The organism is Microbacterium sp. (assembly GCF_041641055.1).
Lineage (GTDB): Bacteria > Actinomycetota > Actinomycetes > Actinomycetales > Microbacteriaceae > Microbacterium.
Genome location: NZ_JBEPZB010000029.1, coordinates 1 through 17,294, shown reverse-complemented (window position 1 = coordinate 17,294; position 17,294 = coordinate 1). Strand labels below are relative to the sequence as shown.

General features: G+C 67.8%; 21 protein-coding genes and 2 tRNA genes. 13 read left to right on the top strand and 10 right to left on the bottom strand.

The genetic code is table 11. The features are described from left to right. Nucleotides 1-129 precede the first annotated feature (129 nt). The 6 genes from ACESK8_RS14935 (at nt 130) to ACESK8_RS14910 (ending at nt 3,706) form a co-directional block, all read left to right on the top strand. Nucleotides 130-1,401, top strand: a complete 1,272-nt coding sequence (locus ACESK8_RS14935) for a sensor histidine kinase (RefSeq protein WP_372969327.1) — start codon at nt 130-132, stop codon at nt 1,399-1,401. Then, the gene (locus tag ACESK8_RS14930) at nt 1,389-2,075 is read left to right on the top strand and encodes a LuxR C-terminal-related transcriptional regulator (protein WP_372969326.1); all 687 of its coding nucleotides are present in this window, start codon (nt 1,389-1,391) and stop codon (nt 2,073-2,075) included. Before ACESK8_RS14935 ends, ACESK8_RS14930 begins: the two co-directional genes overlap by 13 nt. Beyond that, entirely contained in the window at nt 2,072-3,016 is a 945-nt protein-coding gene (locus ACESK8_RS14925) for a DUF4097 family beta strand repeat-containing protein (RefSeq protein ID WP_372969325.1), read from the top strand. Before ACESK8_RS14930 ends, ACESK8_RS14925 begins: the two co-directional genes overlap by 4 nt. Before the next feature lie 85 nt (nt 3,017-3,101). After that, nucleotides 3,102-3,175, top strand: a tRNA-Ile gene (locus ACESK8_RS14920). A gap of 26 nt (nt 3,176-3,201) precedes the next feature. Then, nucleotides 3,202-3,274 (top strand) — tRNA-Ala (locus tag ACESK8_RS14915). Nucleotides 3,275-3,424: 150 nt separating this feature from the next. Beyond that, nucleotides 3,425-3,706 carry a hypothetical protein gene (locus tag ACESK8_RS14910; RefSeq protein WP_372969324.1) on the top strand — a complete coding sequence of 94 codons (282 nt, stop codon included), beginning with the start codon at nt 3,425-3,427 and terminating at the stop codon, nt 3,704-3,706. 12 nt (nt 3,707-3,718) lie between these two features. Here the strand turns inward: ACESK8_RS14910 and ACESK8_RS14905 are convergent, their stop codons facing one another. After that, complete coding sequence (locus tag ACESK8_RS14905; RefSeq protein WP_372969323.1) at nt 3,719-4,234, bottom strand: DUF3253 domain-containing protein; 516 nt, start codon at nt 4,232-4,234, stop codon at nt 3,719-3,721. Nucleotides 4,235-4,310: 76 nt separating this feature from the next. Beyond that, nucleotides 4,311-4,790 carry a DUF4383 domain-containing protein gene (locus ACESK8_RS14900; RefSeq protein ID WP_372969322.1) on the bottom strand — a complete coding sequence of 160 codons (480 nt, stop codon included), beginning with the start codon at nt 4,788-4,790 and terminating at the stop codon, nt 4,311-4,313. Nucleotides 4,791-5,073: 283 nt separating this feature from the next. Here ACESK8_RS14900 and ctaD point away from each other — a divergent pair, with 283 nt between their 5' ends. Then, on the top strand, nt 5,074-6,747 hold the full coding sequence (gene ctaD, locus ACESK8_RS14895; RefSeq protein ID WP_372969344.1) for a cytochrome c oxidase subunit I: 1,674 nt from the start codon (nt 5,074-5,076) through the stop codon (nt 6,745-6,747). On the opposite strand, the gene ACESK8_RS14890 is transcribed toward ctaD, so the two are convergent. The 3 genes from ACESK8_RS14890 to ACESK8_RS14880 form a co-directional block, all read right to left on the bottom strand. Continuing rightward, nucleotides 6,734-7,849: a M24 family metallopeptidase gene (locus ACESK8_RS14890; RefSeq protein WP_372969321.1), complete on the bottom strand. Its 1,116-nt coding sequence runs from the start codon at nt 7,847-7,849 to the stop codon at nt 6,734-6,736. The two genes, ctaD and ACESK8_RS14890, sit on opposite strands and share 14 nt — an antisense overlap. 41 nt (nt 7,850-7,890) lie before the next feature. Next, nucleotides 7,891-8,340 carry a DUF1801 domain-containing protein gene (locus ACESK8_RS14885; RefSeq protein WP_060926229.1) on the bottom strand — a complete coding sequence of 150 codons (450 nt, stop codon included), beginning with the start codon at nt 8,338-8,340 and terminating at the stop codon, nt 7,891-7,893. A gap of 86 nt (nt 8,341-8,426) precedes the next feature. Beyond that, on the bottom strand, nt 8,427-8,918 hold the full coding sequence (locus ACESK8_RS14880) for a GyrI-like domain-containing protein (protein ID WP_372969320.1): 492 nt from the start codon (nt 8,916-8,918) through the stop codon (nt 8,427-8,429). 86 nt (nt 8,919-9,004) lie between these two features. On the opposite strand from ACESK8_RS14880, the gene ACESK8_RS14875 reads away from it, so the two are divergent. Further along, nucleotides 9,005-9,427, top strand: coding sequence for an NUDIX hydrolase (locus tag ACESK8_RS14875; protein ID WP_372969319.1), 423 nt, complete (start codon nt 9,005-9,007; stop codon nt 9,425-9,427). A gap of 27 nt (nt 9,428-9,454) precedes the next feature. On the opposite strand, the gene ACESK8_RS14870 is transcribed toward ACESK8_RS14875, so the two are convergent. Together ACESK8_RS14870 and ACESK8_RS14865 are read right to left on the bottom strand one after the other, a co-directional pair. Further along, nucleotides 9,455-9,916, bottom strand: a complete 462-nt coding sequence (locus ACESK8_RS14870) for an aminoacyl-tRNA deacylase (protein ID WP_372969343.1) — start codon at nt 9,914-9,916, stop codon at nt 9,455-9,457. A gap of 50 nt (nt 9,917-9,966) precedes the next feature. Further along, on the bottom strand, nt 9,967-10,467 hold the full coding sequence (locus ACESK8_RS14865; protein ID WP_060926231.1) for a hypothetical protein: 501 nt from the start codon (nt 10,465-10,467) through the stop codon (nt 9,967-9,969). Between the two features lie 145 nt (nt 10,468-10,612). Between ACESK8_RS14865 and ACESK8_RS14860 the strand changes: the two genes are divergently transcribed. Together ACESK8_RS14860 and ACESK8_RS14855 are read left to right on the top strand one after the other, a co-directional pair. Beyond that, nucleotides 10,613-11,170 carry a peptidylprolyl isomerase gene (locus ACESK8_RS14860; protein WP_372969318.1) on the top strand — a complete coding sequence of 186 codons (558 nt, stop codon included), beginning with the start codon at nt 10,613-10,615 and terminating at the stop codon, nt 11,168-11,170. A gap of 21 nt (nt 11,171-11,191) precedes the next feature. After that, nucleotides 11,192-12,091 (top strand): rhomboid family intramembrane serine protease, encoded by a 900-nt coding sequence (locus ACESK8_RS14855; RefSeq protein ID WP_372969317.1) that lies wholly within the window; start codon nt 11,192-11,194, stop codon nt 12,089-12,091. 154 nt (nt 12,092-12,245) lie between these two features. Here ACESK8_RS14855 and ACESK8_RS14850 read toward each other — a convergent pair whose 3' ends face one another. Next, nucleotides 12,246-12,485: a cell division protein CrgA gene (locus ACESK8_RS14850; RefSeq protein ID WP_060926234.1), complete on the bottom strand. Its 240-nt coding sequence runs from the start codon at nt 12,483-12,485 to the stop codon at nt 12,246-12,248. Nucleotides 12,486-12,571: 86 nt separating this feature from the next. Here ACESK8_RS14850 and ACESK8_RS14845 point away from each other — a divergent pair, with 86 nt between their 5' ends. From ACESK8_RS14845 to ACESK8_RS14835, 3 genes are read left to right on the top strand one after another with little or no spacing between them, the layout of a single operon-like run. Next, nucleotides 12,572-13,366, top strand: coding sequence for a class E sortase (locus ACESK8_RS14845; protein WP_060926235.1), 795 nt, complete (start codon nt 12,572-12,574; stop codon nt 13,364-13,366). Between the two features lie 21 nt (nt 13,367-13,387). After that, nucleotides 13,388-13,543 (top strand): hypothetical protein, encoded by a 156-nt coding sequence (locus tag ACESK8_RS14840; protein ID WP_167347452.1) that lies wholly within the window; start codon nt 13,388-13,390, stop codon nt 13,541-13,543. Further along, nucleotides 13,540-14,229 carry an aminodeoxychorismate/anthranilate synthase component II gene (locus ACESK8_RS14835; RefSeq protein ID WP_372969316.1) on the top strand — a complete coding sequence of 230 codons (690 nt, stop codon included), beginning with the start codon at nt 13,540-13,542 and terminating at the stop codon, nt 14,227-14,229. The genes ACESK8_RS14840 and ACESK8_RS14835 overlap by 4 nt, the downstream gene beginning before the upstream one ends. On the opposite strand, the gene pknB is transcribed toward ACESK8_RS14835, so the two are convergent. Both pknB and ACESK8_RS14825 read right to left on the bottom strand, forming a co-directional pair. Continuing rightward, a complete protein-coding gene (pknB, locus tag ACESK8_RS14830) occupies nt 14,208-15,902 on the bottom strand; it encodes a Stk1 family PASTA domain-containing Ser/Thr kinase (RefSeq protein WP_372969315.1) in 1,695 nt (564 codons plus the stop codon). The genes ACESK8_RS14835 and pknB overlap by 22 nt on opposite strands. Before the next feature lie 58 nt (nt 15,903-15,960). Then, the coding region (locus ACESK8_RS14825) for a protein kinase (RefSeq protein WP_372969314.1) at nt 15,961-17,294 on the bottom strand (1,334 nt) is incomplete at its 5' end.

The following is a 17,294-nucleotide window of genomic DNA, read 5'->3' as shown; positions in this document are numbered from 1 at the left end:
ACGGATTCACGAAGGGGCGGATGCGCACAGCATCCGCCCCTTCTGCGTCGTCGAGGGTAGGGAAAACCCGAACCGGGGTGTCTGGCTGACTCGGTGTCGGCGCGATCGGCGCGGCCGTACCGTGGAGTCATGAGCACACAGACAGCCACGCCTCCACCACCGGTGACGGCCACGAAGCCGCCGCTGCGGATCTTCCTCACGATCCTGCACCTCGCGGGGATCGGAGTCATCGGCGGGTTCATCTTCGCGACCCTCTCGGGACTCCTCGGCACCGGACTCGGTCTGCTCTTCGCAGCAGGCGTCGGACTCGTGCTGCTCGTCGGACTCGTCTACGCCCTGTTCGGTGTGGGCTGGTTCGAGGTCGAGCGGGTCGGTGCGCTGTATCGCACCCCGATCGCTCCCCTGCGCTGGCGGCCGCGCGACCGTCCCGGCTTCGGCGGGTGGCTCCGCTCGCTCGGCAGGCAGGCGATTGACGGCCGGATGTGGCGAGCGCTCGCGAACTTCGCCATCACGGCGGTGCTCGGCTGGATCGTGCTGCGTCTCGCCTTCGGCGTGGTCTGGTCGATCGTGATCTCCTTCGCGCCGCTCACCGGCGCGGATGCCGTGATGGGCCCCTTCGGAGGCGGAGGCATCGATCCGGCCTGGGCGCCGCTGATCGGCATCCTGGGCCTCGCCGCCTCTCTCGCCGGCATGATCGGACTGGCTCTCCTGAACAGGACGCTCTCCCTCGCGATCGTCGCACGCAGCCGGGAGGCCGAGCTCACCGAGCGCGTCCGCACCAGCAGCGCCCAGCGTGAGGGGGCCGTACGCGCCGCCGACGTCGAGCGCACACGCATCGAGCGCGACCTGCACGACGGTGTCCAGCCGCGGCTGGTCTCGGTCGGGATGACGCTGGGTCTCGCTCAGCAGAAGATCGACAACGATCCGGATGCCGCGAAGGAGCTGATCGCCGAGGCGCACACCTCGACGAAGGCGGCCATCACCGAGCTCCGTCAGCTCGCACGGGGCATCCACGCCTCGGTCCTGGACGATCGTGGACTGGATGCGGCGCTGTCCGCCCTCGCCGGTCGCTCGCACATCCCGGTGAGCCTCGATGTGCGGATGGAGGGTCGGTGCAGCCGCGAGGCGGAAGCCGCCGTGTACTTCTCCATCGCCGAATCGCTCACGAATGCTGCGAAGCACTCGAGGGCCAGCGAGGCCAGGGTCACCGTCCGCCTTCGGGATGGCGGGGTCCTCTGGGCTCGCGTCGAGGACAACGGCATGGGCGGCGCGCAGGTGCAGCCCGGCGGAGGCCTCGACGGCATCGCGAACCGCATCCTGGCCGCCGGCGGAACGTTCCGTCTCGAGAGCCCTGTGGGCGGACCGACCAGCCTGGAGGTGAACGTGCCATGCGCATCCTGATCTGCGAGGACTCCGTCCTGCTCCGTGAGGGACTCGTGCGCCTGCTCGAGGACGCCGGTCACACCGTGGTCGCGGCGCTGCCCGACACGCAGGGTCTCGCCGAGGCGGTGGCCGAGACGGCACCCGAGCTCTGCATCCTCGACGTCCGGCTTCCGCCGACATTCACCGATGAGGGAATCCGGGCGGCTCTCGGACTGCGCGACACGAACCCCGCGCTTCCGCTGCTCGTGCTCTCGCAGTACGTCGAGGAGCGCTACGCGTCCGACCTGATCGCCGCGCAGGGCGGGCCCCTCGGGTACCTCCTCAAGGATCGCGTCGCCGATGTCGCCGAGTTCCTCGCGTCGGTGCAGCGGATCTCGGAGGGGGCGACCGTGCTCGACCCCGAGGTCGTCGCGCAGCTGCTGACGCGGCGCAACCGGGACGATCGGATGCAGCGGCTCACCGAGCGGGAGCGCACCGTGCTCGCGCTGATCGCGGAGGGGAAGTCGAACCAGGCGATCGCCGGGCTGCTCTTCATCTCCGAGGCCAGCGTCGAGAAGCACATCACCGCGATCTTCCAGAAGCTGGGCTTCGAACAGGGCGAATCGGGCAACCGCCGCGTGCTGGCGGCCCTCGCGCACATCGAGAACACGGGCGGCACCGCGCCGACCACACAGACAGGAGTGGGACGATGACCACGAACGACGGCGACTTCCAGGGCGGACACACCCCGCTGACACCGCCACCGGCTTCGGGCCCCGAGCAGCAGGCGCCGGCTCCGGCGTCCGCGCCAGGGTCACCGGATCGGGGACCGGCCGGCCCCGGGCGCTCGTCCGGCACGACGGCGATCATGATCGTGACCGCGATCGTCGGCGGCCTGGCGCTGCTCGGCGCCGGCGGCACAGCGGCGGTCGCTGCGACCGGGAGCCTGATGGCCGCATCCACCGAGGGCACCGATTCGGTGCTGGCCGAGGATGCGTCCGGCATCACGGCCATCGACCTCGATGTCGATGCCGGCGATATGCGGATCGAGTTCGGCGACGTCGATGAGGCAGAACTCGCGGTGACGAACGGCCGAGGGCCGGCCTGGACCCTCGAGCGCGATGGAGACGCGCTGGTGGTCCGCAGCCCCGAGTTCCGGTTCGGATGGTGGTTCGGCAGCTGGTTCGGCGACGATGAGTCGGCGGTGCTGACGCTGCCGGAGGACCTCCGTGAGGAGGCGCTGGATGCCGACCTCACCCTCGATGCGGGCAGTCTTGACGTGGTGGGCGACTTCGGAGCGCTCGACGTCACCGTCAATGCGGGAGCGTTGGACATCGAGGGGTCGGCGGACAGCCTGACGCTCGACATGAGTGCCGGGCGAGCGGACGGCGTGCTCGCCGATGTCGACGTGGCCGACCTCGGCGTATCTGCCGGCACGGTCGACATGGAACTCACGGGCCGGGCACCGTCGCAGACGACCGTCGACGTCAGTGCAGGTTCGGTCGACCTCACCGTTCCGGATGAGTCCTACGACGTCATCCAGGACGTCAGCGCCGGGTCGCTCGATGTCACCGTGGATCGGTCCTCCGACACCGCGAACATGATCGACGTGTCGCTCTCTGCGGGCAGCGTGACCATCCGCCCCGGTCGCTGATCGGGGTCGAGCGCGGGGACCCGCCGGGGTCTCCGCGCTCGATTGGGTATTTCGGGGAATCTCCGGTAAAGTTTCGGAGGTTGACGGGCCCATAGCTCAGGCGGTTAGAGCGCTTCACTGATAATGAAGAGGTCCCAGGTTCAAGTCCTGGTGGGCCCACTCCTCAACTCAAGAATCACCCTCACGGGGCCTTAGCTCAGTTGGTAGAGCGCCTGCTTTGCAAGCAGGATGTCAGGAGTTCGAATCTCCTAGGCTCCACACTGTGTTGAGACAGTTCGAGAAGGCCCCGCCATCGTGCGGGGCCTTCTCGTTTCTCCCGGTGCGAGCTCTCGCAACGATCCCTCTCAGGAGTCCGTCTAGTTATCAACCCCCCTTCACACATCGGATCGACGCGCGTAGCGTGCTCGCATGACCAACGGGGAGACGATGATCCAGACCGAGGTGGTCTTCGACGGCGCACGGTTCCTGCTCGCGCAGGATCAGGACGTCGATGATCTCCGCCGACGCATCGAGGCTGCAGCCAAGACGGCCGGCACCTTCGTCGACATGGTGGTCGTGGGGAACAAGGCGGTCAGCGTGCTCATCACTCCGAGCACCCAGGTGACGATCAGCGTCGCCACGGTCGCCTACGATCCGCGGGACACCGGTGACGTCGACTTCCCGTACAGCGGGTACCTCGACGCCATGTGAGGGCTGGACGATCTACAGACCCGAACCCCGGGTGATCCGCACCGGTCCCCTCGCTTCACGGATGCTCACGACTGTGCCCTTCTGAGTGACGACGACCTCGTCTCGGTCCGCGAGTTCGGCCGCGACGCGGCGCACGTCGGGCATCAGTGCGCGCCAGGACGATCCGCCGACCGTGCGGGCGACATCGCTCGGACAGATCGAGGATTCGCTCCGCTTGCGGACGAGAGTGCGCACGGCTGCGGCGATCCGGTCGTCGAAGTCCACACCCTCACGAGACTCCCACCAGGGCCTGCCTCGCTCGCCCAATGCGGTCTTCGCGTCCTGGACCCGGCGTCGTGCATCCGACTCCTGGGCTTTCACGGCACGTCGCGCCGACATCAGCTCGTCCACGAGCTCTTGTCGGAAGTTCTCGGGAATCGACGGGTCTGTGGCCCGCCAGCGCCGTCCATCGACCACGATGTGATGTCCGTCGGTCGTGTGCTCGGGTCCGTTCGACCGGTCCTGAGCGTCTGCGTCTCCCTCTGACATGGGAAGAGTCTGACGAGGGGCGGCGTGCCGGCATAGGGGCTTGACCCGTCGGCACGCCGCCCGACCCTCAGCGCCCTCAGGCCCGACGGTTCGGGTCGCGGCGGGTGCCCGCCACGCGGGGGGCCCGGTTGACGAAGATGCCGAGCAGGATCATGCCGACGCCGAGCACGAGGTGCAGCCAGTTGTCGGCGTCGTTCACCGGGATGAAGTTGAGCTGCTCGTTGCCGACGGCGATGAGGCCGTAGAGCCAGACGACGAGGTAGAGCGCACCGCCGACGATGAGGTACAGCCGCGACGCCCGGGCTCGCGCCGCAAGGGCGATGCCGGCAAGCGCGAAAGCGAGGTGCACGAAGTTGTGCAGGACCGAGACTTGGAAGACGCCGAGCAGCTGGGCCTCCGAGTCCGCGCCGGCACCGTGCAGGTGCTCGGCGGAATGGGTGATCCCGGGGATGAACCCGGCGATCCCGACCAGGAGGAAGACGATGCCCACGATCAGGGCCGTCTTCTGGATGGGGGTTCCGGCGTAGCGTTCCGTGCGTGCGGTGGTGTCACTCATGGGGTCCTCCTGATCGGTGCGATCGTCGCTGTGCCCCAGACCGTAGCCACTGCTCGAGATCCCTCAAGAGACTCTTGACGCGGCGAACGAGTGCGTCGTAGTCTCCCGCGCCCGTCCGCGCACCGAGTCGAGCGTGATGATCGTGGATGACTCCCCCGCTGTCAATAGTCTCCGACTCATCGATCTGCGACCCCTAGCGTCATCGCCGACCGGTCGGACCGGCGAGCATGAGGGAGCACGGATGACGATCGCGCAGAGAAGGCCGGCGGCGCGTCAGGCGGCGATGATGAGTTCGTCTCGCGTCGAGCAGAAGGGCAATCTGGTCGTCAACTGGATCACGTCCACCGACCACAAGACGATCGGGTACATGTACCTCATCGCCTCGGTGATGTTCTTCCTGCTCGGCGGTGTGATGGCGCTCGTCATCCGCGCAGAGCTCTTCGCCCCCGGGATGCAGATCGTCCCGACGAAGGAGCAGTACAACCAGCTGTTCACGATGCACGGCACGATCATGCTGCTGATGTTCGCGACGCCGCTGTTCGCCGGATTCGCCAATGCGATCATGCCTCTGCAGATCGGCGCCCCGGACGTGGCCTTCCCCCGTCTGAACGCGTTCTCGTTCTGGCTGTTCTTCTTCGGCTCGACGATCGCGGTGGCGGGCTTCCTCACGCCGCAGGGATCCGCGTCCTTCGGGTGGACGGCCTATCAGCCACTCGCGAGCGCCACGTTCACACCGGGAGCAGGCGGGAACCTCTGGATGCTCGGTCTCGGCATCTCGGGGTTCGGCACGATCCTCGGCGCGGTGAACTTCATCACCACGATCATCACTATGCGCGCCCCTGGTATGACGATGTGGCGGATGCCGATCTTCACCTGGAACACGCTCATCACGAGCCTCCTCGTGCTCATGGCGTTCCCCGTGCTCGCCGCAGCACTGTTCGCCGCGTCGGCGGACCGCATCCTCGGTGCGCACATCTTCGATCCGCAGAACGGCGGTGTCCTGCTCTGGCAGCACCTGTTCTGGTTCTTCGGCCATCCTGAGGTGTACGTGATCGCGCTGCCGTTCTTCGGGATCGTCTCGGAGATCTTCCCCGTCTTCAGCCGCAAACCGCTCTTCGGCTACAAGACGATCGTGTACGCCACGATCGCGATCGCCGCCTACTCGGTGGCGGTCTGGGCGCACCACATGTACGTCACGGGTTCCGTGCTCTTGCCGTTCTTCGCGCTGATGACCATGCTCATCGCAGTGCCTACAGGTGTGAAGATCTTCAACTGGATCGGCACGATGTGGCGAGGGTCGGTGACGTTCGAGACGCCGATGGTGTTCGCGCTCGGATTCCTGATCACGTTCGTCTTCGGCGGTCTGACCGGGGTGATCCTCGCCTCTCCCCCGCTGGACTTCCCGCTGCACGACTCGTACTTCGTGGTCGCGCACTTCCACTACGTCGTGTTCGGCACGGTGGTGTTCGCGATGTTCGCGGGCTTCTACTTCTGGTGGCCGAAGTGGACAGGGCGGATGCTCAACGAGCGCCTCGGCTACGTGCACTTCTGGATGCTGTTCATCGGCTTCCACATGACGTTCCTGATCCACCACTGGCTCGGGGTCGACGGGATGCCGCGCCGATACGCCGACTACGCCGAGCAGGATCAGTTCACCTGGGCGAACCAGGTGTCGACGATCGGGGCGATGATCCTCGGGGCGTCGATGCTGCCGTTCTTCCTGAACGTCTGGATCACCGCTCGCAAGGCCCCCAAGGTCACCGTCGACGACCCCTGGGGCTACGGGGCGTCGCTCGAGTGGGCGACATCATGCCCGCCGCCTCGGCACAACTTCATCTCGATGCCGCGGATACGCAGCGAACGCCCTGCGTTCGACATGCACCACGACGCGGTCGCGGAGCGACCTGTCGCCGCCGACCACGACGAGCCGTCCGGGGACGCCGCTACACCTCGGTGAGGCCGTGCGGGGCCACGTTGAGGCGCTCGCACCCGTCGGCCGTCACGACGACGATGTCTTCGATGCGCGCGCCCCACTCTCCTGCGAAGTAGATCCCCGGTTCGATGCTGAACGCCATGCCCTCGTGGAGGACGAGGTCGTTGCCCGGTGCGATGTAGGGCTCCTCGTGTACCGAGACGCCGATGCCGTGACCGGTGCGATGCAGGAAGGCGTCTCCGAGGCCGGCCTCCGCGAGGACCGTCCTCGCCGCGGCATCCACCTGCTCCGCGGTCGCCCCCGGCCGCACGGCGTCGACCGCTGCCTGCTGGGCGCGCACCAGGACGGCGATCCGTTCGGCGGCCTCGTCGCTCGGAGTGCCGACGACGTAGGTCCGCGTGCTGTCGGAGTTGTAGCCGGAGGGCACCGCTCCCCCGATGTCGACCACGACGACATCACCGTCCTCGATGACCCGATCCGAGACCTCGTGGTGCGGGTCGGCGCCATGCGGACCTGATCCGACGATCACGAACTCGACCGAGCGGTGACCCTCGGAGACGATCGCCTCGGCGATGTCGGCCGCGACCTCCCGTTCGGTGCGACCGGCGCGCAGCCATTCCGGCACGCGGCGATGCACGGCGTCGATCGCCTCGCCGGCCCTGCGCAGCTCGGCGACCTCCTCCGCGTCCTTGATCATCCGTCCCTCGCGCAGCACGGGGGTCGCGAGTTCGAACCGCACGTCCAACCGCTCGGCGAGGGGGACGACGTGCAGGGCGGGCAGGGCGTCCGAGACGCCGAGGCGGCCTGCACGACCGAGGGCATCGGCGACCAGAGCGTAGGGATCCTCTCCGTCGACCCAGTCCGATACCGCGAGACCGAGCTCGCCGACGGCCGTCGCCCTGACCTTCGCGAGCTCCATTCGCGGCACGATGATCGTCGGCTCACGGTCGGGTCCGAAGACGAGGGCGGTCAGCCGCTCGATCGTGTCGCCCTCGACACCGACCAGGTACTGCAGGTCGGGGCCAGGGCCGACGACGATGCCATCGAGTCCTGCGGAGGACGCCAGCGCACGGGCGCGGTCGAGACGGGCGGCGTAGACGGATGCGGGGAACGGCAGTGTGCTCACGGCATCCACGCTAGTGCTCGATCGCTTGAGTCTGCGAGGGTTCAGCCGACAGCGAGGCGGATGCGCTCCGCCAGTACCCGGCGGTTCGCATCGGTGAGATCGAGCAGCGCGTACGCGGTCGGCCACATCGTGCCGTCGTCGAGGTTCGAGATCGGCTCGAACCCGAAGGTGCCGTAGCGCACCTTGAACTTGCTCGCCGGCTGGAAGAAGCAGAGGACCTTGCCGTCCTTCCCCCACGCCGGCATGCCGTAGTAGGTCCGCGGCATCAGCTCGGGGGCGACTTCCGTCACGAGCTCGTGCAACGCCTTCGACAGTTCGCGATCCTTGTCGTCCGGCAGCTTGGCGATCGCCGCCTCGAGATCGGCGACGCCCTCGGCGCGCACCTCCTCCGGGGTCTTCTTCGCGCGGGACCGCGACTTGCGCTTGTCTGCGGCGGCCTCCTTCATCGCCTCGCGTTCCTCGGCGCTGAAGTTCTTGTCGTTGTCAGCCATGATGGCTCCTTTCACGGGTGGTCTGCGATTGATCCCACAGTAGGGATGCCGCTGCCTCCCCCGCTTCTCGATTCCTGATCGATGCCTCAGGAGCGAAGCAGGAAGGCAAGTTCGGTGATCCAGGCGGTCTTCCGCTTCTCGAGACGCGGATCCGTGCGGATGATCTCGAAACGGCCGGCCCAGGTCGCAGTCGTCGGCTCGGCGTCGAACTCGCGATCGGTCTCGGGCAACCAGCCCAGCAGCATTCGATTGGCCTGCATCGAGCTCCCCCGATAGGCCAGCACGGCGTACTCCCCCGCCGGCGCGCTCCCGGAACGCACCCGGTCATCGGCCGGACCCGTGGTGTCGAGCACGCCGACCTCGATGTCCATGTCGCCGGCCATGTCGATGACGTGCAGACGAAGGAAGAAGGGTCCTCCTGGTTCGACGCCGCGCTCCTCGCACCAGGCGGCGAGCTCCGAGATCAGCGCGTCGCGCACCGCGAGCATGCCGCGGAAGGGGGTGATGAGGCGGATGCCGAGCGTTGGCCGTGCCGCTCTGGATTCGATCTGCGGTCCCTCGATGACATCCAATCCCATAGAGGCCATGATCGCGGTCGGAGTGGGTTTCGTCCAGGGTCGTCACGCGCGTTCCTCCGCGGATTCCCGGGCATTAGGGTGGGTGCATGGATATGCGGGTCGCGGCATACGCGGTCGTCACCGATGACGACGGGCGCATCCTTCTCGCGCGGTGGACCGAGGGTCGCCGAGTGGCGTGGACGATGCCGGGCGGAGGGCTGGAGCCAGGAGAGGCGCCCGAAGACGCGGTGCGACGGGAACTGCGCGAAGAGACCGGCTACACGGTCAAGGTCGGCGAGCTGCTCGGCATCCACTCCCGGGTGATTCCGGCCAGCCAGCGCGTGAACGCCTCGGATGCGCCGCTGCACACCCTGCGCATCGTGTACCGGGCTTCGGTGAGCGGGGGCAGGCTGACGTTCGAGACCGACGGCTCGACGGACATGGCCGAGTGGTTCCCCCTCAAGGCCGTGCACGACCTGCAGAGGGTGAAGCTCGTAGACATCGCCCTGCGCATGGCGGGCATCCTCTGACCGCGTCGCAGTACTGACGCAGGTCGGTCAGTCCTGAGGCGCCTCGGGAACGGAGATGTCCGCGACGGTGGCGCCGTAGGCGGCGATGAGATCGTCCGCCTCGACGAACAGGCTGTACCCGTGCGATCCCGCCCCCATGGCGATGCGGTGGCCGACGATGGACTCGTCGGCGAAGACCGGCCAGTCGGTGGTGCTGCCGATCGGCACGATGGTCCCCCGCTCATAGCCCGTGGCCGCGAGAGCGAGGTCAGGCTCGGGCAGGCGCAGCTTGTTCACGCCGACGACCGCGCGCAGCTTCGGCCAGGAGATCGACCGGCCACCCGGTACGAGCGCGAAAAGGTAGGTGTCGTCGGAGCGCTTGACGACGAGGGTCTTCACGATCCCCGAGGGGAGGATGCCGAGCAGTTCGGCGGCTTCGGCGAGACTCCGAGCGGCCGGCCGCTCGCGGATCTCGATCTCGAGGCCCCGCGCCGCAGCGGCATCCCTCACGCGCGCATGGAGATCCCCCGGCGCGTCGGCCGGGGGCTCCGTGTTCGAGGTCACGCGTTGGGAGCGGACAGCGGGTCGTCGGCGACCCAGAGCTCGTCATCCGCGCGCAGTGCCTGCCATGCGGCGTAGAGAACGCCGACGGCTGCGGCCGCGCCGAGGATGATGGCGATCACCGAACCGACGCTGGGGCCCTTGGGCTCCGGCTTGGTGGCCTTCCTGACCTGCTTGACGACGCCCTGGCGCTTGGAGTTCGCCACGTCCCACGCGGTGAGCGCGGTGCCGACGACGCCTCCGACGATCGGGACGACCTTGTCGTCGACGACGTGCTGGCCGAAGCGCACGCTGCGGTCGACGACGGGCGCGACCCGTCGGTTGTAGGTGTCCTGCACGACAGGTCCGACCTGCTCACGACCGAAGTGGCCGAGCTGGCGACCGGCCTCGCGTGCGACGTCGGCTGCGTGACCGACGAGTACCTGCTGGTTCTCCCAGAGCTGGTTCGCGTCGGCCTGAAGACGACGCAGTTCCTTCTTCCGCTTGCGGCTGATGCTCACGATGCTCTCCTGTCGATTGGAGTACGGATTCCCCATCTTGCCACGCGACCCTGGGTGGGGGGAGGGAATCGCCGAACCCTTGCGTCTCGCCGCGATCAGCGCTAGACGACGGCCAACTCATGGGAAGCTCTGCGAGAATGGATGCATGGCTCACGCTTCTCATGTCGCAACCCTGCACACCAACCACGGTGACATCGTCATCAACCTCTTCGGCGACCACGCCCCCAAGACGGTGAAGAACTTCGTCGGCCTCGCCGACGGCACCCAGGACTGGACCCACCCCGCCACCGGCAAGCCCGGCGAGGGTCCTCTCTACAAGGACGTCATCTTCCACCGCATCATCCCCAACTTCATGATCCAGGGCGGCGACCCGCTCGGACAGGGAGTCGGCGGTCCCGGCTACAACTTCGACGACGAGATCAACATGGAGCTCAACTTCAACGAGCCCTACATCCTCGCGATGGCCAACGCAGGCCTGCGTCGGAACGCCATCACGGGCAAGCCCGAGGGCACCAACGGATCGCAGTTCTTCATCACGACCGACCCCACTCCGTGGCTTCAGGGCAAGCACACGATCTTCGGCGAGGTCGCGGATGACGCCTCGAAGGCCGTCGTCGATGCGATTGCCGCTGTGCCGACCGCTGCGGGCGACCGCCCAGTCGAGCCGGTCGTGCTGCAGTCGATCGACATCGTCGCGGCCTGACGCCGACGCTGGCCGATCCGGATGACGACGCCTGAGTTCGCGGACAACCGCGACAACTTCTGCTACCGGCATCCGGATCGGCAGAGCTTCGTGCTCTGCCAGCGGTGCCTGCGCACCATCTGCCCCGAGTGCCAGACGCAGGCGGCCGTCGGGGTCATCTGCCCCGAGTGCATGGCAGCAGAGCGCAAGAACCGCACCCCGGCGCAGAAGCGCGCCGAGCGCCGCTGGGGTGGTCGCAACACCGCCACCGCGACCGTGCGCAGCGGCAAGCCCCTCGTCACGTACGTGCTGCTCGCGGTGACCGCGTTCATCGGCCTCGTGCAGCTGATCCCCGGGATCGGGCCCGCCCTGACGGATGCCCTCCGGTTCAACGCCCTGTATCTGTACCCGAACCTGACTGTGTTCCCGTTCGAGCCGTGGCGGCTGCTCACCGCCGTCTTCGCGCACGGAGGGTTCATCCATCTCGCGCTGAACATGCTCGCGCTGTGGCTGCTCGGTCAGAGTCTCGAGCCCATGCTCGGCCGAGCGCGCTTCCTGTCGCTGTATCTCATCAGCGGTCTCGGCGGATCCGTCGCCGTCGCCGTCATCGCCCCGGGAACGTACACGGTCGGTGCCTCCGGCGCGATCTTCGGCTTGATGGCCGCGCTGCTGATCATCGGTCGACACATCGGCGCGAACGTCACCGGCCTCCTGGTGATCCTCGGGATCAACTTCGTCTTCGGGTTCCTCATCGGCGGCATCGCCTGGCAGGCGCATCTGGGTGGGGCGATCGTCGGAGCCCTCGTCTCGTTCATCCTCACGAGGACCAGGCGCCCTGAGCAGCGCAGGTGGCAGATCCTGCTCCTCGCCGCGGTCGTCGTCGCGCTGATCGTGATCGTCGCGTTCCTGCCTCCGTTCCTCATCATGACGGTTTTCACCTGATCCCGAGTTGTTAACAGGGTTGTTAGCCCCTGTGAATAACATCCGTGTAATTCTCCCCATGTTGGGGATAACCTGTGGATAACTCTGTAGCTGCGACACATGCAAGAAGGCCCCTCGCGAATGCGAGGGGCCTTCTTCGACGTGAGGGGTGGCGTCAGCGCCAGCGGGTGGTCATCAGGAAGCCGATCAGGGCGATGCCGAGGCCGATCGCGAGGTTCCAGTTGTCCAGGCCCGGGATCGGGAACTGCATGCCGGAGATGTAGAACACGAGGATCCAGATCAGGCCCAGCAGCATGAAGCCGATCATCACCGGCTTGAACCAGACGGCGTTGGGCGCGGCGTCGCCTTCGCTGCGCTGAACTTCGGGTTCTTCAGTGTTGCGGTCACGTGCCATTCCCACAGTGTACCCAAGAGTCGTATATCGCACTGAGAAACCGCGGCGGGTGAGACGGGTTCAGATCAGAGGGATAAAATCGCCGCATGACCGCATCCGTCGTATCGGGGGAGCGACGCGCAGGCCGTCGCCGTCCGCGATCGCGCGCCACCTTCACGAGCGTTCTCGGCGAGCTCCTGCTCACGGCCGGAGCGTTGGTGCTGCTCTTCGTCGCGTGGCAGATGTGGATCGGCGACATCATCATCAGCGCGCAGAAGAACGATGAGGGCGCAGCCGTCTCGCAGGAGTGGGCGAGCGGTCCGACGCCGGAGCTGCCACCCGTCGTCGAGGGAGACGACGGCACCACGACCTTCGAGCCGGTGATCCCCGCGCCGCCTGCCGACACCGAACGTCTCGGTCAGATGCACATCCCGCGATTCGGGTCGGCCTACAACGTGGGCATCTACGGCGGCACCACCAGGGCGCGCACGCTCGACAAGCTCGGCATCGGCGTCTACACCGATTCGAAGATGCCCGGTGAAGTCGGGAACTTCGCGATGGCGGGGCACCGCACCACGTGGGGCAAGCCGTTCAACCAGCTCGACAAGCTGCAGCTCGGCGACGCGATCGTCGTCGAGACGCCGGACGGCTGGTTCACCTACCGGTTCCGCACGCTCGAGTACGTCAAGCCCACGCAGACGGAGGTCCTGCTCGACGTCCCGCAGATGCCGGGAGCGCAGACGGGGGAGAAGTACATCACCCTCACCGCCTGCTCGCCGTTGTACTCGCTGGCGGAGCGCATCGTCGCCTACGGGGTGTACGAGAGCTTCCAGCCGCGAGCCGAGGGTCCGCCCCCGGCTCTCACCGATCCGCCGCCGCCGCCCGCCGGACCGTCGATCTAACCGAACGGAACGAGACGACTCATGTACGCCGCACTCTGGCGCATCCTCCCCGGTCCGTGGTGGCTGAAGCTGTTCATCCTCGTGGTGCTCATCGCTGCCGTGCTCTACGGACTCTTCTGGTACGTCTTCCCCTGGGTGAGCCCGCTCATCACGCCGGGTGAGGTCGACCTCGAATGACCCGCGTGCTTGTCGTGGACAACCACGACAGCTTCGTGCACACCCTGGTCGGGTACCTGCGTGAGCTCGGCACCGACGTCGCGCTGGTCGAGGCGGATGCCGTCGACGTACCCGCCCTCGATGAGCTGCTCATCGGCTTCGACGCCGTGATGATCTCCCCTGGCCCAGGCACTCCGGCGGACGCCGGTGCCTCACTCGACGTCGTGCGTGCTGCGGCTCGCCGGCGGACGCCGCTCCTGGGCGTGTGCCTCGGTCATCAGGCGATCGGGGAGGCCTTCGGCACCGCGGTCACGGAGGCGCCGGAGCTCATGCACGGCATGGTGTCGAGCGTGACGCACGACGGATCAGCGCTGTTCAGCGGCATCCCGTCGCCCTTCGACGTGGGCCGCTACCACTCGCTCGCTCTCGACGAGTCCGCCCTGCCGAACGACCTCGTCGTGACGGCCCGCACTGACAGCGGCACCGTCATGGCCCTCGCGCACGCCCGACTGCCGATCGTCGGCGTGCAGTTCCACCCCGAGAGCGTACTCACCGAGGGCGGATACCGCCTGCTCGCGAACTGGCTCGCCTCCGTCGGCGACGCGGATGCCGTGGCGCGCTCCGAGCGCCTGCACCCGGTGTCGGGCGGGGACCTGCGACCCGCTCAGTCGGCGGCTGTGCCCGCTCAGCCCGCAGCTGTGCAGTAGCGCAGCTCGACCGTCGATCCGATCGCGACGTCACCCGGGGCGACGGACATCGAGGCGACCGTCGGCGGGTTCGTCGGCTCGCAGTCGGTGAGCTCCACGGGCTGTGCCGTGAGCCCGATGCGTTCGAGCTCGGCCTCAGCGGCCTCCATCGTCCATCCCGAGACATCGGTCAGGGTCACGCGACCGCTCGCGACCACGAGGTTCACGACGGTCTTGGGGGCGACCTCGCTCTCGGCGGTCTCACTCGCCTCCATCACCGTTCCGGCGGCGAGACCCTTGTCGTTGCGTTGGATCACCGTGCCGAGCTGCAGTCCGGCGCTCGCGATGGCCTCCTTGGCTGCCGCCACCGAGAGCCCTTCCAGCGTCGGAACCACGACCGTCTCTTTGCCGGAAGACACGTAGAGGGTGACGGAGTCGCCTTCGTTCACCGCAGTGCCCGGCTCGGGATCGGTGCGGATGACGTTGCCCTCGGCGATGTCGTTGCTCGATTCGAGCACGAGCTTCGAGGTGAGGTCGAGCTCGCCGAGATCCTCCTGCGCGCGCTCCGACGAGACGTTCACGAGGTCGGGGACCACGCGAGAGCTGGTGGGCACGTCGTCGGGGCGCATGCTGATGGTCCACACCCAGAACAGGACGGATGCCAGCAGCACGGCGAGCAGGGCGACACCGGCCCAGATCCAGGCCACCGGGGGACCGGACTGGGTGCGCGCCATCGTCGTGTCGGTGCTCAGCTGTCGCAGAGACCGTGCCGTCTCCTGGGCCGCGCGCGGGCTCGGACCGTAGAGCTCGCTCGTGAGAGCGCCCAGCTCCTTGCGGGTGGGCGCATGGCCGGCGACGGCGGAATCCAGCGCGGCGCGGAAGTGCGCGGCATCCGGATACCGCTGGTACGGATCCTTCGCCAGGGCGCGCAGCACGATCGGGTCGAGAGCGCCGGGGGAGTCCTCGTTGACCTCGGTCGGCGGGACGGGAGTCTCACTCACGTGCTGGTAGGCCACAGCGACCGGCGATTCGCCGCGGAACGGCTGGCGGCCGGTGAGCAGTTCGTAGAGCACGACGCCGGTCGAGTAGAGGTCGGCCCGTGCATCGACGGGCTCGCCCTTGGCCTGCTCGGGGGAGAAGTACGCGGCTGTGCCGATGATCTGCGTGGTCTCGGCCACGGTCGAGGAGGAGTCGGACACCGCGCGCGCGATGCCGAAGTCCATGACCTTGACCTGCCCCTTCTCGGTGACCATCACGTTGCCGGGCTTGATGTCGCGATGCACGACGCCGGCGCGGTGGGAGTAGTCGAGTGCCTCGAGGATGCCGTCGACGTAGCGCACCGCGTCTTCGACGGGGACGGGGCCGTTCGCGATGATGTCCTTCAGCAGCGTGCCGCTGATGAGCTCCATGATGATGTACGGCGGCTCGTCGGTGCTGCTGTCGGTCGTCGAAGGGTCACCGGCGTCGTAGACGCGCACGATCGACGGGTGGGACATGCGCGAGGCGGACTGCGCCTCGAGGCGGAACCGGGTGCGGAAGGCCGTGTCGCGGGCCAGCTCGGGGTCGAGGATCTTGATCGCGACCGCGCGGCCGAGGGTCAGGTCGTACCCGCGGTAGACCTTCGCCATGCCGCCGTGACCGATGAGTTCGTCGACGCGATAGCGTCCCGCGAGAACGCGTGGCTCTGTCGACACGTACTGACCCCCTGATACGACCTGATGAATGCTCTCAGCCTACGGTGCGAGTCGGCGATCAACCTGCGTCTTCGCCGCCGCCGTCTCCGCCGTCGACGGGAGCCGCGGGCAGGATGACCACGCCGGGCATCGGGTCGGACTGCTCCGACGGCCTGTCGCTGCCGCAGAAGACGCGGAACGTCGCCGTGACGGTCTGTCCCGCCGTTCCTGGCACGATCTGGGTCGACAGCACGCTCGGGCCGAAGCTGCGGATCGACTCCCCGGCGTTGCCACCGGAGAACGTCGCATTGGTCAGTGTGACCTCGAACGCGGAGCGAGCGCCGGTGCCGGAGGGGCACTCGAAGCTCGGCCAGTTCAGCGTGACGGGCTGGCCCTCGGTCGGCTCACCGGCGAGAGTCGGCGTGCCGGAGGGCTTGCCGACCTGCACCTGCTCCTTGAACGTCGTCAGGGTGAGGGTGGTGCCCTCTGGCACGTTCCCACCCGGCTGCACGGATTCGACGGTGTTGACCTGGTCGGGCGACGAGGCGACGGTGTTGCCGACCACGCACTCGGCCTGCAGGCCGGCGTTGATCGCCGCGGTCCGAGCGGCCTCGCACTGCATCCCCTCGAGGCCGAGGGCATCGACGTCGACCTGAGCGGGCTCTTCGGTCTCGACCTCGGTCGGTGTCGGCTTGGGAGTCGCGCTCGTGGTCGTCGACTTCGTGGGCTCGGGGTCGCCATCTCCCTGGTTCATCAGGGCGAAGACGGTGCCGGCGAGCACGATCACGAGGAGGGCGATCAGAGCGATGAGAGGCCAGGTCCAGGGACTGCGCTTCTTCTTCTTCTTGTCGTCCTCGTCGACCGCATCCTCTCCGGTCGGGAGCTGTGCGGTCGTCGGCAGGATGCGCGTCGCCCCGTCGTCGCCGCTCGCGGAGAGCAGACGGGTCGCATCGTCGGATGCCACTCCACCGGTCGCGATGGCCGGGACGGCGATCGCTGCGGAGTTCAGGTCGCCGCGGCGCAGCGCCTGCGCGGCACGGGCCACGGTGGCGGACGACGACGGGCGGTCGGCCGGCTTCTTGGCGATCATCGCCATGACGAGGTTCTGCACCGGGATCGGCACGGTCGGCGGCAGCGGCGGGGGCTGCTCGTTGATCTGCGCCATCGCGATCGCGACCTGCGACTCACCCGTGAACGGACGCTTGCCCGCGAGGCACTCGTAGGCGACGATTCCGAGCGAGTACGTGTCGGTGGCGGGGGAGGCGGGGTGGCCCGACGCCTGCTCCGGCGAGAGGTACTGCACGGTGCCCATGACCTGACCGGTGGCCGTCAGCGGCACCTGGTCGGCGATGCGGGCGATGCCGAAGTCGGTGATCTTGACGCGGCCGTCGGGCGTGATCAGCAGGTTTCCCG